The organism is Brachybacterium alimentarium, assembly GCF_002332425.1.
Lineage (GTDB): Bacteria > Actinomycetota > Actinomycetes > Actinomycetales > Dermabacteraceae > Brachybacterium > Brachybacterium alimentarium.
The window spans coordinates 163060-176872 of sequence record NZ_NRGS01000005.1; the positions used below are offsets into that span (position 1 = coordinate 163060).

Consider the following 13813-nt stretch of genomic DNA (forward strand, 5'->3'; position numbering starts at 1 on the left):
GGGGATCAGGCGGGTCCGGCGGGTCCGACGGGCTCAGCGGGTCCGGCCGGCTCGGCTCAGCCGTCGAGCAGACCCAGGTCCTGCTTGAGGGAGAGCACGCGCAGCGCCGATTCCCGCACGCGCTCCTCCTGCGCGGTGGACTGCCCCGCCCAGTCCTCGACGGCGTCGACCAGCTGTCCGGTCAACGAGGCATCGGCGGTGAGCACCAGGTCGCCGCCGGCCTCGAGCAGGCGCGTGGCACGGTCGGCGACGGGCACCGAGGCGACGGCCTCCGCGGCGCCGATGTCGTCGGTGACCACGAGCCCGTCGTAGCCGAGCTGATCGCGCAGCAGATCAGTGATGACCACGGAGGAGAACATCGCCGGCACTCCCGGCTCGAGCTCCGGGTAGATCGCGGAGGACATCATCACCAGCTGGGCACCGGCGTCGATCCCCGCGGTGAAAGAGTCCAGGAACGGGTCATCAGGGCCGGTCACGGTGTCCTCGATGCCCTCGGCGGAGAAGTCGGTGTTCTGCTCCACCCGGCCCAGGCCCGGGAAGTGCTTGAGGGTGGCCGCCACACCCTGCGCCGTCAGCGCCTCGACCGCGGCCCGCACGCACTCGCCCACGTGCTCGGGCTCGGTGCCGAAGCCGCGGCCCAGCCCGCCGACGGGCTCATTGGCATCGCCCAGCTCGGGGTCCACGACGTCGGCGACCGGAGCGAGGTCCACGTGGATGCCGAGCGCGGCGAGGTCTTCGCCGATGCTCGTGTACGCGTCCGTCACGGCCCGGCCGCTGTCAGTGCTGTCAGCTCCCAGGGTCTCGGCCGACGGGGTGCGTCGGGCGGCATCCCCGCGCAGCATCCGCACCTGCCCGCCCTCCTGGTCCACCGCGATCAGGGGCGCCACGCCGTCGCCGACGCCGTCGTGGGCGCTGCTCACCACGGACTCCACTGCGGCGGGGTCCTTCCACACCTGCAGCAGGAAGATGCCGGCGGCGTGATGGTCGGTCCATACCTCTGCGGGGATCTCGGTGCCTGCGGGGATCCCGACCAGCACCAGCTGGCCGGCGATCTCGCGCGGGCTCAGCTCGTCCAGCAGCAGCTCCGCGGCCGTCGGCTCGGGCTCGGTGGTGGGATCCGCCGTGGGCTCCGCACCGCCGTCCGAGCTGCCGCCGTCGGATCCCCCGTGGTCGGAGGAGCCGCCGGAGTCGCTGGTGCCGTCGGCTGCGGGATCCTGTCCGGAGTCGGTGCAGGCGGCGAGCGCTGCAGCGGGGGTCAGGGCCAGAAGATGACGTCGGCGCATGGCGCCAGTGTTCCACGCCGCGACGAGCCTCAGGAAGTCGTGCTGCCGGGCGTCGCCGTGCCCGTAGGCTGGCCCCATGAGCACCGAGACGTCGCCCCGGGAGCACCCTCGGGCCGTCGCGATCGACCCCGCCACCGGCGTGCTGCCGGCCGTGCGGGCGCGCCGGACCGACGTGTCCGGCGGCCGCGAGGTCGGGGACGTCCCGACCTCGGTCCTGCTGTCCACGAGCGCCGCCGCCCGGGAGCCGGCGATCGATGCCCTCGATGCCGAGCGCACGACCGATGCAGACCGTTCCGCCGCCGTCCTGAAGGAGACCCGATGAACGATGCCAGCCCCCAGAGCGATGTCGCTGCGGCGACCACCACCAGTCGTCCGCAGCTCCCTGCCGCCGACGGCTCCACCGACCCGCACCAGTGGCTCGAGGACGTCACCGGGCAGGAAGCGCTGACCTGGGTCCGCGAGCACAACGCACGGGCCGAGGACGAGCTCGACGCGGTCGCCGACCCGCGTGACCCCGACGGCGCACCGCTCGCGCAGACCCTGCAGCACGAGATCCGCGAGATCCTCGACGCCAAGGACAAGATCCCCGGGGTGGTGCTGCGCGGCCAGCACCTCTACAACTTCTGGACCGACGCGGACCACGAGCGCGGGCTGTGGCGACGCACCACGCTCGAGTCCTATCGCACCGATGCCCCGGAGTGGGAGGTCCTGCTGGACGTCGACGCGCTCAACGAGGCCGAGGGCGAGGACTGGGTGTGGCACGGTGCGCGCCTGCTGCGGCCGACGGGCCTGGCCGACGGCGAGCCGTACCGCCACGCCCTCGTCGACCTCTCCCACGGCGGCTCGGACGCGGATGTCACCCGCGAGTTCGACCTGGAGACGCTCCAGTTCGTGCCCGAGTCCGAGGGCGGATTCTTCCGCCCCGAGGCCAAGGGCAGCCTCGGCTGGATCGACGTGGACACCGTCTGGGTGTGCACCGACTTCGGCGAGGGCACGCTGACCAGCTCCGGCTACGCCCGCCAGGCACGCCTGTGGACGCGCGGCACTCCGCTCGCCGAGGCGCAGCTGGTGCACGAGGTCGCCGAGACCGACATGGCCGTCTTCGCCGCCCATGACTCCACCCCGGGCTGGGAGCGCGACTGGGTCATCGAGGCGCATGCCTTCTACGACAGCACGATCCACGTGGTCGACCGCGAGCAGGACCCGCCGGTGCTGACGACGCTCGAGGTGCCGCGGGATCTCGAGGCGACCGCTCACCGCGACCTGGGCATCTTCAGCCCCCGCAGCGACTGGGAGCTGGACGGGGAGACGTACTCCGCCGGGTCCCTCGTGGTCGGCGACTTCGCGGGCTTCCTGGACGGCACGGCCGAGCTGCAGGTGCTGTTCGAGCCCACCGGATCCACCTCCCTCGAGGACATGACGATCACACGGACCACCGTGGTGCTCTCCGTCCTGGAGGACGTGGTGCACCGCCTCGAGGTGCACACCCGCGACGACGACGGCACCTGGGTGCGTCGGGACCTGTATCCCGAGCTCCAGGGATCGATCGGGGTCGCCGCGGTCGACGCCGACATCGATGACCGCATCTGGGTCACCGTCACCGGATTCATCGAGCCCACCACGCTGCTGCTCGGGGATCTCTCCGAGGTCGCCGGTGGAGGCGAGCCCGGAGCGCTCGAGACCATCAAGTCGACCCCCGCCCGCTTCGACGCGGAGGGCCTGGACGTCAGCCAGCACTTCGCGACGAGCGACGACGGCACCCGCATCCCGTACTTCGAGATCTCGCGCACCGACCGCGTGGAGTCGACGACCCCCTCGCCGACCCTGCTGTACGGCTACGGCGGCTTCGAGATCTCCCTGACCCCGGGCTACCTCGGAGCGATCGGGAAGGCCTGGCTGGAGCGGGGCGGCACCTATGTGCTGGCGAACATCCGCGGAGGCGGCGAGTACGGGCCCCGCTGGCACCAGGCCGCGCTCACCGAGAACCGCCACCGCGCCTACGAGGACTTCTCCTCCGTGGCGAAGGACCTCGTCGAGCGGGGCGTCACCGATCGCGACCACCTCGCGGTGCGCGGCGGCTCCAACGGCGGCCTGCTCACCGGCAACATGGTCACCCAGTACCCCGAGCTGTTCGGAGCGGTCATCATCCAGGTGCCGCTGCTGGACATGAAGCGGTACTCGCACCTGCTGGCCGGGGCGTCCTGGATGGCCGAGTACGGCGATCCGGACACCGAGGACTGGGAGTTCCTCCGCACCTTCAGCCCCTACCATCTGCTGCGTGCGGACGCCGGCCCCTCCTATCCGCCGACGTTCCTGCTCACCTCCACCCGTGACGACCGGGTCCATCCCGGGCACGCCCGCAAGTTCACCGCCGCGATGGAGTCCCTGGGTGCGGACGTCCGCTCGTGGGAGAACACCGAGGGCGGGCACGGGGGAGCGGCGACCAACGAGCAGGCGGCGCGGATGAACGCACTGCTGTACACCTTCCTGTGGAACACGATCGGAGCGTGAAGCTCCCCGCCATGCGCTCCGTCGACCTGTTCGATCGTGCCGCGCAGGATGATCTCCTGCAGATCCGCAACGACCTGATGACGGTCTACCGGGAGATCTCGGCGGAGGACCGACGCCTGTTCCCCCTGCGCTACGCGCGGGCCGTGCCGCGTCGGCCACGACGAGCCAGGAGCGGCTCGGGCAGGGCTGCGGCCGACGGGGCGACGGCGGGCGAACCGTCTGTCGCGCAGCCACAGGTGCCGGTGCTGCTGATCCCCGACGGTCCCGAGCGGGCATCGGTGCTGCCCTATGACGTGCTGCGCCGCTCCCTCGCGGGGCGGGGCCTGGACGTGCTGATGATGGAGCATCGCGGCGTCGGTCTGTCCCGACTGGATGCGCTGGGGCAGGACCTGCCGGTCCAGGGGATGACGCTGCGCGAGGTGATCGGGGACCTGCTCGCCGTGCTCGATCACGCGCGGGCCCCCAGAGTCGTCGTCTACGGCGCGGGATACGGCGCGTATCTTGCGCAGGCGCTCGCCGTGTTCCATCCCGAGCGCGTGCACTCCCTCGTGCTCGACTCCCCGCTCACCAGCGCCGACGATGAGCTCATCGCGCAGCAGACGATGCGGGCGATGTACTGGGACGGCACGGTCCCCTCGACCTCCACGACGGCCGCGGTGCTGCGGCGCCTGGTCGCCGAGGGCGTGGTCGACGGACATCGGGCCGGGCCGGCGGTGCTCGCGGTGCACGAGCACGGCGGCCGCGCGGCCGTGCGCGACCTGGTGGATCTGCTCGCCCTGGGGCGAGGGCAGCTGACCTGGAACAGTGTGCGCCAGGTGCTCGACCAGGGATGGCTGCAGTCCACCCCGTACGTCATGGAGCACGACCTCACGGCACGCATCGGGTACACCGAGCTGGGCAAGGGCCGTCACGCCGACGGCGGGCCGCTGGACCCTCTGAGCGTGGCGGGGGAGCGGGCCCGGTCGGCGCCTCCGTTCACCTCCGAGGTGCTGGACCTGCACGAGCTCGCGCCGGCGATCACGGCCCCGACCCTCGTGATCTCCGGCTCCCAGGACCTCGTCGCCCCGCCGAGCATCGCCCGTGCCGTCGCTGAGCGGATCCCGGGGGCACGTCTCCTGGAGGTGAACGGCGCTGGGCATTCGATGCTCGATTCCCGCAGCCAGATCACCCAGGTCGCCGCCCGCTGGAGCGCCTGCGGGGTGGCGCATCTGCTGCCCGAGCATGCCGCCGCGCTGGCGGCGCTGCCCGCGACCCCCACGGACCAGGCGCTCTCCCGCGGCCTGCAGATCGCCCTCGCCGCGGAACGGTACTCGCCATGGAGGCTGCGGGTGGAGTCGGTGAAGGCGAAGCGGGAGCAGGCCCAGGTCGATCCCCGGGCCCGCCGCACCCGGCACCTCAAGGTGGACTGACCCGATCGGTGGGCCACACCGGCGGGACACACCGGTGGGCCACACGGGCGGGCGGCACAGGCGGGCGGCACCGGTGGGCCACACAGGCGGGCGGCACCGGTGGGCCGCACCGGCGGGCACCCCCGGCAGTGCCCCGTTCAGGGACGGCAGGCCACCCGGAAGCCGCCCTCCTCATGGACCGTCTCGAAGTCGGTGCCCCAGGTCTGCTGCGCCCAGTCGGCGATGTCCTCGGGCGGGCCGTCGGCCCAGGAGAACGCGTAGTCGTCGCTCAGCACGCAGTCCGGGACCCGCTGATTGGGGCCGTGGATCCACTGCACGTCGTGGTCGGGGACCGCATGCGCCATGAGTGTGATGTCCACCGCGAGCACGTCCCCGTCGGGCACCGCCTCGAGGGCACTCGCCGCAGGCTCGGCGCGCCAGGTGGGCTCCCACTGGTGGGGGCGCACGACGTCCAGCACCGGCATCGCCCCGCCCAGCATCAGCGTGACCGCCGCGGAAGCGGCCACGGCGGTGACCCGTATCCGTGCCACCGGGATCGGGGCGTCCCGCCGTGCCCAGGCGGTCGCCCGCCCGGTGCGACGGTCGCCGAGCGCATCGAGCATCGCTGCGAGCACGATCGGCATGAGCAGCGCGTCGTAGTGCCAGCCCCAGCTCCAGTAGAAGTCCACGGTGCCGGCGAAGCGCCAGGCCAGCGTGGGCAGCAGCAGGAGGATCAGCGGCGAGCGGGCGCCGATCACCCCGGCCGCGAGCAGCAGCATGAGCACCAGGATCCACTTCGCCGGTGGCCAGAGCACCTCCAGCGGTGACCCGAGGTTGTCGGTGTAGTCGTACTGCCCGGCGGTGTTCAGCAGCGGCAGGATCACGAAGGTGGACAGCAGGAACCAGCCCGCACCCCAGCCGGCCAGGCCGATGCCCTCGGCCCGGTGGGCGCGATGGCGCAGGGCGATGACCACTCCCAGCACCGCGACCGTGAGCCCGAGGTCCTCCTTGACCAGGACCAGGGGCGCCGCCCACAGGATCGCGGGGAGCACCCTCCCGCGCAGCAGCGCCGTCAGCGACAGGGCCAGCAGCGGCACGGCGAACGCGATCTCGTGGAACTGCACGGAGGCTGCGGCCTGCAGGCCGAAGGAGAACACATAGGCGCCGCCGGCGAGGGAGCCGAGAGCGGGGCCGAGCCGGTCGATCGCGAGCCGGGTCAGCGGGAGCGCGGAGACCCCGAGCAGCAGGGCCTGGGTCCACAGCAGTGCCTCGCCCGACGGCCACACCCACCAGACCGGGGCGAGCAGGGCCAGGATCGGGTGGAAGTGATCCCCCAGCAGGTTCACGTCGTCGCCCTTGATGGGGACGATCGGTGCCCGCAGCTCGCCGTAGTCCCGGGCGAGCTGGGTGAAGATCCCCAGATCCCAGGACTTGGCCACGAGGTGGCGGAACTGCTGGGTGCCCTGCATCCCGTAGGCGAGGGACGCGATGACCGCGAGCAGGGTCGGGACCAGACGGCGCACGAGCGCCGTCGTCCGCGCTGCGGCGTCGGCCGGTTCCGACGCGCTCCCGGGACGGGCATGCGGAGGGGCCGCTGGCGCGGTCGTGTCGGCGGGGAGGTCCACGCTGCGAGGGTATACGCCGCCTCCCCGACGGGGCCGCTCGCGCGGGTGCGCTGGTCTCGTCTCCGTCACGGATTCCGCGGAGCGGGCCCGGATCACGCCCATCTGTGATGGAGTGCACAGTGGCGGTGTGCACCGGGACCCCGGGCGTGATGAGGCGCGGCACCCGCTTCATCCCGTCCCCCGGAGGAATGCCACGATGCACGTGAACCGTCCTGCCCTGCCCAGACCCAGAGGAGTGCTCGCGGCCACGGCCGGTGCGGCGCTCGTCGCCGGTCTCTTGGTGGCCCCGCCCGCACTCGCCGAGGGCGACTCCCCCGAGCCGCTCGGCACCGCGACCGAGCTCGGCGTCGAGGCGCCGACCCCGACCGGCACGCTCGACGCGGCTGAGACCGCCGTGCCGGGACGCTGGCTCGTGGAGGTCGAGGGACAGCCCGTGCTGCGCGGCGGCAACTCGTCGCACAACACGCGCTCCCAGGAGCAGGTCCAGGAGCGTGCGCAGTCGGCCCAGATCGAGCTCGAGGTCGAGGAGACCTTCGTGTCGGGCTGGAACGGTATGAGCGTCGCGATGGAGGACGGCGACGTGGACCGGCTCCGTGCCGTCCAGGGCGTCACCGCCGTGTACCCCGTGCTCGAGGTCCCGATGCCCGATCCGATCGATGCCGAGCCGGACGACCGGGCCGGCAACGCCATGACCGGCGTCGACCAGATCCAGCAGGTCGACGGGCTCACCGGCGAGGGAGTCACCGTCGCGGTGATCGACTCCGGGATCGACTACAACAACCCTGATCTGGGCGGCTCCGGCGTGGACGACGAGCAGGCCGACTTCCCGAACGACCGGGTGGTGGGCGGCTACGACTTCGTGGGCGATGACTACGACTCCCGCACCGGAGAGGATCCCGTCCCGGACGAGTTCCCCGATGACTGCGGCGGCCACGGCTCCCACGTCGCCGGGATCATCGGCGCGGACGGCGAGGTGCTGGGCGCCGCCCCGGACGTCGACCTGATGTCCTATCGGGTGTTCGGCTGCGAGGGCTCCAGCAGCACCGACGTGATCCTCGGGGCGATGGAGCAGGCCGCGACCGACGGGGTGGACGTGGTGAACATGTCCCTCGGTGCGAGCTTCATGACCTGGCAGGACTACCCGACCGCGCAGCTCACCGACTCGCTCACCGCCCGCGGCATCACCGTCGTGATCTCCGCCGGCAACGAGGGCGCCGCCGGCACCTTCTCCAGCGGGGCTCCGGGTGTCGCCTCCAGTGCGATCACCGTCGCCTCCGTGGACAGCACGCAGGTGCGCTCACCCTTCGCGACCGCGGCAGGGTCGGAGATCGGATACGCAGAGGCCACCGGCGCTCCCACGACGCCGACCTCCGGCGAGCTCGCGCTGATCTCCGCGGGCGAACCGGGCTCGGAGGCCGCTCAGGCCTGTGACCCGGCCGCCGTGACGCCTGCCGACGGCTCCGGCCAGGCCCTCCTGGTCGAGCGCGGGGTGTGCTCCTTCTACGAGAAGGCGCTGGCCGGGCAGGAGGCCGGCTACGACGCCGTGATCCTCTACGACAACGCCCCGGGCACGCTGAACCCCACGGTCGAGGGTGATCCCGCGATCACGATCCCGGTGGTCATGGCCGGTCAGGAGGACGGCCTCGCCCTGCAGGAGGCGCTCGCGGACGGCGACGTGACCTGGGCCTGGCAGGAGGGGACCATCGTGCTGGACAATCCCACTGCCGGCATGGTCTCCGACTTCTCCTCCTACGGCCTCACCGCCGAGCTGGAGCTCACCCCGGACATCGCCGCGCCGGGCGGGTCGATCTGGTCGACGCTCCCGCTCGAGCAGGGCGGGCACGGCACCAAGTCCGGCACCTCGATGGCGGCGCCGCATGTCGCCGGCGCTGCAGCGCTGATGCTGCAGGATTCCCCGGACCTCGCTCCGCTGGACGTGAAGACCGCGATGATGAACTCTGCGGACCCGCTGACCTGGTCGCTCTCCCCGGACGCCGGGCTCCTCGAGCCGGTTCACCGTCAGGGCGCCGGACTGCTCGACATGGTCGGCGCCGTGCATTCCATGACCACGGTGGAGCAGCCCACGATCTCGCTGGGCGAAGGAGAGGACGGCCCCACGACCGTCACGTTCGAGGTCAGCAACGACTCCGAGACCGAGCAGACCTACCAGGTCGGTGTTCGGCACGGTGTGGCCACCGGGCCCACCACCACCGACCCGGAGTTCTACGACGCCGAAGGGATCGCCGAGCCGGCGGCGTCCGTCCTGACGGTCCCCGCCCACGGCACCTCGCAGCTCGACGTCACCCTCGGTGAGGACTTCGGCGAGGACGGCATCATCTACGGCGGCTGGATCACCCTGAGCGGCGCGGAGGACGACATGGTCGTCCCCTTCGCAGGGCTCTCGGGCGACTATCAGGCGCTGCCCGTGTTCGACGAGGCCGGCTTGGGGCTGCCCGCCCTCGGGGTCACCGACGGTGACGACGGCGTGCTGCTGGACCCGGAGGGGGGACACACCTACACGATGGAGGACGGTGACGTCCCGTACCTCGCGTACTTCCTGGCGTACCCGGCCGAGCGGCTCGAGATCCGTGCGTACGAGGTGCGTGCGGACGGCGCGCTGAAGATCGTCAACCCCTCCGTGGGCACGATCGAGGCGACAGATCACGTGGGTCGCAGCGAGGAGCCCGAGGTCTTCGCCTGGGACGGCAGCTTCGTGCTGAAGAACGAGAAGCCGCGCAGCGCGAAGAACGGGACGTACGTGCTCGAGGTGGCCGCCCTGCGACCGCTCGGTGACCCGGAGAACCCGGAGCACTGGGAGACCGTCAGGACGCCGCAGTTCTCGATCGACTACGCGAACCCGCGCCAGCCCGGTCAGCGCTGAGCTCCCTGACGGGCAGCGCTGAGCCACAGCGAGAGGGCGGCGGCACCATCACGGTGCCGCCGCCCTCCTCGTGCCCGCGCCGATCGCGCGGCGCCCCTCAGCGGGAGAGGATCCAGTTCATGTCGAGGCGCGAGAAAGTGATCGCCTCATCCTCGGCCTCGTAGAGCAGACCGAACAGGCCGCGCCGGATCGGGATGATCACCGAGTACTGGCAGGCGCCGGGCTGGAAGACCCGCTTGCGCTCCCAGGTGGCGCCGTCGTCGGTCGAGATCTCGATCGTGCCGTTGACGCGGTCGTCGGGCTCGTGGTCGGCATGGGAGAACAGCAGGATCCTGGACTTGCGTGATCCCGGGGCCGCGTCCGGGTACGCGCGCGTGATCTGCGCGTTGTTGCCCGGATCGACGAGGGACTCGTCGCGGTGCAGGCCCTCCCAGGTCTCGCCGCCGTCGTGGCTGAGGGCCACCCAGCGGCGACCGGTGCGCACGTTCTCCCGGGAGTTCATCATCAGCGTGCCGTCGGAGAGCTCGACGACCTTGTTCTCGTCCATCTCGGTGCCGACCGGCGTGCCCATCGTCCAGGTCTCGCCGTGGTCGTCGGAGTACAGCGAGTACGCCTTGACGTCCTCGCTGCCGTCGGCCTGGCGGAACCAGCCCGCGTACTGCTGCACCAGACGCCCGGCGTAGGGGCCGGTGCGCACCTGGATGCCCGCGCCCGAGGAGGCGAACGTGGCGCGGCAGTCCTCGGGCTTCACGATCGTGGTGAGGGAGCGGTACTCCCAGCTCTCCCCGTCGTCGTGGCTGGTCGCGACGGTGGCGCTGGCGATGTTGCGGTCCTCGTCGTCGTTGCCGTACTCGCTGTCCCACATGCCGACGTCCTTGGAGAAGACGCTGAAGCAGAAGATGGTGCCGGTCTCGCGATCGACCACGTAGGACGGGTCGCTGTAGCCGAGCTTCTCGCCGGGCTCGGTGGACTCCACGCCCGCGCGGATCACCGTCGGCTCCTCCCAGGTGCGTCCGTTGTCGCGGGAGCGGCGCTGCCAGAGGGAGTTCGGGGAGGGGGAGTCCCCGCCCACCGGCCGCTTGTCGTAGGCGGCGAGCAGGTCGCCGCTCGGGGCGACGGCCAGCGCCGGGATGCGGAAGTTCTGGACGCCGTGGTCGCCTGGTGCGGCGAGCACCTGCTCCTCGTAGAGGCCGTGTCGGCGGCCGTTCTCCTTCGCCGGGGGCAGGGCGAGGGCGCTCGCGCTCCCTGCGCCGAGTGCGGTGAGCCCGGCGGCGGCGCCGATCATGCTTCGTCGTGTCATGTCCATCAGGTGACTCCTTCGTCGGGGAGGGATCGTTCTGTCGGGTCAGGCGGTGGTCACGGCGTCGCGGAACCAGGTGGTGATGCTCGTGGGGTGGGTGATCGCGGTGCCGACGACGACGGCGAACGCGCCGGCGGCGCGAGCGGCCGCGGCCTGGGCAGGGGAGTGCACGCGCCCTTCGGCGATCAGCACGCTCGTGGCGGGAAGACGAGCCGCGAGCTCGGTGAGGAGGTCGAGATCGGGGCCGTCGACCGGCGGGCGGCTGTCGGTGTAGCCGGCGAGGGTGGTGCCGATGAGGTCGATGCCGAGCTCGGCGGCGGCCAGGGCGCTGTCGACGTCGTCGCAGTCCGCCATGATCGGTCCGTCGAATCGTTCCCGCACGGTCGCGACGGTCTCGGCGAGGGTGCGGCCGTCGGGTCGGGGACGGCGGGTGCCGTCCAGAGCCAGGACGTCGGCCCCGGCGTCGATCACGGCGAGGCAGTGCTCGAGAGTGGGGGTGATGAACACGCCCTCGGCGCCGTCCTTCCAGATGCCGATGACGGGGACGTCGACGGTGCTCTTCACGGCGCGGATGTCCTCGAGGCCCTGGGCGCGCACCGCGGTGGCGCCGCCGCGCTGGACCGAGGCGGCGACCTGCGCCATGGTGCCGGGATCGCGCATCGGCTCACCGGGATAGGCCTGGCAGGAGACGATCAGCGTGCCCTCGAGCGGGGCGATCAGGGGATGCATGGGGAGCCTTTCGGGGGCGCGAGCAGGTCGTCGTGGGCACGGGCGGCGGCGCCGAGCAGGGCGGCATGGGCGCCGGCCTCGGCGGGGAGCACCGGGGTCGCGGCGACCACGTCCATCGCGTCGTGCGCGATGCCCTGGCGCACCGCGTCGCTCCAGGGGCCGTCCGCGTCGGAGACGCCGCCGGCCAGGGCGACCGCCGCCGCATCGAGCACGTTGAGCAGGCCGCCGATCACCCGGCCTGTGGCGAAGCCCGCGAGACGGTAGGCCTCGAGGGCGACGGGGTCTCCGTCATGGGCGGCACGTGCGAGGTCGTGGCCGTCTGCATACGCCGGACTCGTCGGGCCGACGTCGCCACGGCGCCGGTCGAGGCGATGCGATCCGTCGCTGCCGGTCGGCCCTGTGCCGATCGCCTCCTCAGGGGTGAGGGCCTCGGCGCGCAGGCGCCGGGCGAGCTGGACGATGCCCGGACCGGAGGCGAAACCCTCGAGATGGCCGATCCGCCCGCACGGGCACGGCACCCCCTCGGCCTCCGGCACCGCGAGGTGGCCGACGTGCCCGGCGGCGCCCCGTGACCCCAGGACGGCGGAGCCGCCGAGGACGTGACAGCCGCCGATCCCGGTGCCCACGGCGATCAGCAGCAGGGAGGAGCGGTCGCGGCCCACGCCGAAGCGGGCCTCGCCGATCCCGTGCGCGTGCACGTCGTTCAGCACGCTGACGGGCACTGCGAAGCGGGCGGCGAACGGCCCGTTGAGGTCGGTGCCCGCCCAGCCGGACAGGGACCCGGTGGCATGGGTGACGCGGCCACGGGCCGCATCGATCACCCCGGCGGAGGAGATGCCGACGGCGGCGATGTCCGCGCCGTCCCGCACCGACTCGGCGAGGGCGAGAGCGGCCTCGAGGATCGCCGCACGTCCTTCCGTCGCGGGAGTGGCCACGGTGGCGACCCGCTCCACACGCGGTGGCCGTCCTGCAGGCGGCTTCCCCATCGGGCGCGCGACGGCGTCGACCGGACCCGCGCCGCTGACCAGGGCGGCACGGATCTTGGTGCCCCCGAGGTCGAGGGCGAGGACCGGGTCAGGCATGCGCGCCGCCCAGCAGACCCGTCTGCTCGAGGATGGTGCGGATCTTCCCCACGGCCTCGCCCTCGAGCGGCGACATCGGGGTGGAGACGTTGTTGGTCGCGATGATGCCGAGCTCCCGCAGCGCGGTCTTGAAGGCGCCGATGCCGGCGGCCGGGCCCACCTTGTCGGTGGGCTGGAAGACGATCTCGAACAGCGCGGCCAGGCGGTCCTGCTCCTGGCGCACCAGCGCCCAGTCCTCGGCCTGCGCGGCACGGTGCATGCGGGCGTAGCCGGCGGGGTCCACGTTGCCCAGGCCCGGCACGGAGCCGTCGGCGCCGGAGAGGTAGGCGCCGTCGACGACGACCTCGTGGCCGGTCAGCAGCGTCAGCGGGGATCCGGCGGCGCGGTTCGCGGCGGCCAGGCGGCGGAAGCCCACGTCATCGCCGCTGGAGTCCTTCACCCCGGTGATCACGCCGTCGCGGCCCAGCTGCAGGAGGTGCGGGGCGGAGAGCTTGGTGTGCACGCACACGGGGATGTCGTACGCCCAGATCGGGCCGTCGGCGGCGGCCGCGATCGTGCGGAAGTGGGTGTCGATCTCCTCGGGGCCGGTGATCGCGTAGAAGGGGGCGGTGACCACATAGCCGTCCAGGCCGAAGCGCTCGGCTTCGCGCAGGTGGTGGAGGACACGGTCGGTCTGCATGTCGATCACACCGGCGATGACGGGCACCTGGCCCGCGACGAAGCCGGTCACGGCCTCGAGCACCTGCGCACGGCGGGCGTCGTCGGCGTAGGCGACCTCGCCGCTCGAGCCGAGCGCGAAGATCCCGTCGACCCCGCCCTCCAGGAGATGGGCCACCAGGCGCTCGAGGGAGACCATGTCGATCTCTCCCTCGGCGGTCAGCGGCGTGAGCAGCGGCGGGACGACGCCGGTGAGGCGAGCGGCCGAGGAGGCGGTGGTGGCGGGGGAGGACTGCGAGGTGGTCATGTCCGAGGTGCTCCTTCGAGAAGCGTGCGGTGAGCGGGAAATCAGGGGTG

The 13813-nt window shown here is 72.3% G+C and carries 10 protein-coding genes; 4 read left to right on the top strand and 6 right to left on the bottom strand.

Annotation, left to right across the window (positions count from 1 at the left end; translation table 11 throughout):
- Window positions 1–56 precede the first annotated feature (56 nt).
- A complete protein-coding gene (locus CIK71_RS03995) occupies window positions 57–1283 on the bottom strand; it encodes a glycoside hydrolase family 3 protein (RefSeq protein ID WP_176485531.1) in 1227 nt (408 codons plus the stop codon).
- A 76-nt stretch (window positions 1284–1359) separates the two neighbouring features.
- On the opposite strand from CIK71_RS03995, the gene CIK71_RS04000 reads away from it, so the two are divergent.
- From CIK71_RS04000 to CIK71_RS04010, 3 genes are read left to right on the top strand one after another with little or no spacing between them, the layout of a single operon-like run.
- Window positions 1360–1605, top strand: a complete 246-nt coding sequence (locus CIK71_RS04000) for a hypothetical protein (RefSeq protein WP_096163886.1) — start codon at window positions 1360–1362, stop codon at window positions 1603–1605.
- On the top strand, window positions 1602–3794 hold the full coding sequence (locus CIK71_RS04005) for a prolyl oligopeptidase family serine peptidase (RefSeq protein WP_096163887.1): 2193 nt from the start codon (window positions 1602–1604) through the stop codon (window positions 3792–3794). Before CIK71_RS04000 ends, CIK71_RS04005 begins: the two co-directional genes overlap by 4 nt.
- Window positions 3791–5203: an alpha/beta fold hydrolase gene (locus CIK71_RS04010; RefSeq protein ID WP_096163888.1), complete on the top strand. Its 1413-nt coding sequence runs from the start codon at window positions 3791–3793 to the stop codon at window positions 5201–5203. Before CIK71_RS04005 ends, CIK71_RS04010 begins: the two co-directional genes overlap by 4 nt.
- 137 nt (window positions 5204–5340) lie before the next feature.
- Here the strand turns inward: CIK71_RS04010 and CIK71_RS04015 are convergent, their stop codons facing one another.
- Window positions 5341–6807: a DUF2079 domain-containing protein gene (locus CIK71_RS04015; RefSeq protein WP_245857281.1), complete on the bottom strand. Its 1467-nt coding sequence runs from the start codon at window positions 6805–6807 to the stop codon at window positions 5341–5343.
- Window positions 6808–7003: 196 nt separating this feature from the next.
- On the opposite strand from CIK71_RS04015, the gene CIK71_RS18145 reads away from it, so the two are divergent.
- Window positions 7004–9688 carry a S8 family serine peptidase gene (locus CIK71_RS18145; protein WP_176485533.1) on the top strand — a complete coding sequence of 895 codons (2685 nt, stop codon included), beginning with the start codon at window positions 7004–7006 and terminating at the stop codon, window positions 9686–9688.
- 97 nt (window positions 9689–9785) lie between these two features.
- Here the strand turns inward: CIK71_RS18145 and CIK71_RS04025 are convergent, their stop codons facing one another.
- Genes CIK71_RS04025 through CIK71_RS04040 form a run of 4 tightly spaced genes read right to left on the bottom strand, consistent with a single transcriptional unit; the run spans window position 9786 to window position 13763 of the window.
- Window positions 9786–10988, bottom strand: a complete 1203-nt coding sequence (locus CIK71_RS04025) for a sialidase family protein (protein ID WP_176485534.1) — start codon at window positions 10986–10988, stop codon at window positions 9786–9788.
- 45 nt (window positions 10989–11033) lie between these two features.
- Window positions 11034–11717, bottom strand: coding sequence for an N-acetylmannosamine-6-phosphate 2-epimerase (locus CIK71_RS04030; protein ID WP_096163891.1), 684 nt, complete (start codon window positions 11715–11717; stop codon window positions 11034–11036).
- On the bottom strand, window positions 11705–12799 hold the full coding sequence (locus tag CIK71_RS04035; protein WP_096163892.1) for an ROK family protein: 1095 nt from the start codon (window positions 12797–12799) through the stop codon (window positions 11705–11707). The genes CIK71_RS04030 and CIK71_RS04035 overlap by 13 nt, the downstream gene beginning before the upstream one ends.
- Window positions 12792–13763 (bottom strand): dihydrodipicolinate synthase family protein, encoded by a 972-nt coding sequence (locus CIK71_RS04040; protein WP_096163893.1) that lies wholly within the window; start codon window positions 13761–13763, stop codon window positions 12792–12794. The genes CIK71_RS04035 and CIK71_RS04040 overlap by 8 nt, the downstream gene beginning before the upstream one ends.
- Between the last annotated feature and the right edge of the window lie 50 nt (window positions 13764–13813).

Bases quoted from the DNA above. Each gene is read 5' to 3' on its own strand.
- CIK71_RS03995 (WP_176485531.1), bottom strand. From the start codon at position 1,283: ATGCGCCGACGTCATCTTCTGGCCCTGACCCCCGCTGCAGCGCTCGCC.
- CIK71_RS04000 (WP_096163886.1), top strand. From the start codon at position 1,360: ATGAGCACCGAGACGTCGCCCCGGGAGCACCCTCGGGCCGTCGCGATC.
- CIK71_RS04005 (WP_096163887.1), top strand. From the start codon at position 1,602: ATGAACGATGCCAGCCCCCAGAGCGATGTCGCTGCGGCGACCACCACC.
- CIK71_RS18145 (WP_176485533.1), top strand. From the start codon at position 7,004: ATGCACGTGAACCGTCCTGCCCTGCCCAGACCCAGAGGAGTGCTCGCG.
- CIK71_RS04025 (WP_176485534.1), bottom strand. From the start codon at position 10,988: ATGACACGACGAAGCATGATCGGCGCCGCCGCCGGGCTCACCGCACTC.
- CIK71_RS04030 (WP_096163891.1), bottom strand. From the start codon at position 11,717: ATGCATCCCCTGATCGCCCCGCTCGAGGGCACGCTGATCGTCTCCTGC.
- CIK71_RS04035 (WP_096163892.1), bottom strand. From the start codon at position 12,799: ATGCCTGACCCGGTCCTCGCCCTCGACCTCGGGGGCACCAAGATCCGT.
- CIK71_RS04040 (WP_096163893.1), bottom strand. From the start codon at position 13,763: ATGACCACCTCGCAGTCCTCCCCCGCCACCACCGCCTCCTCGGCCGCT.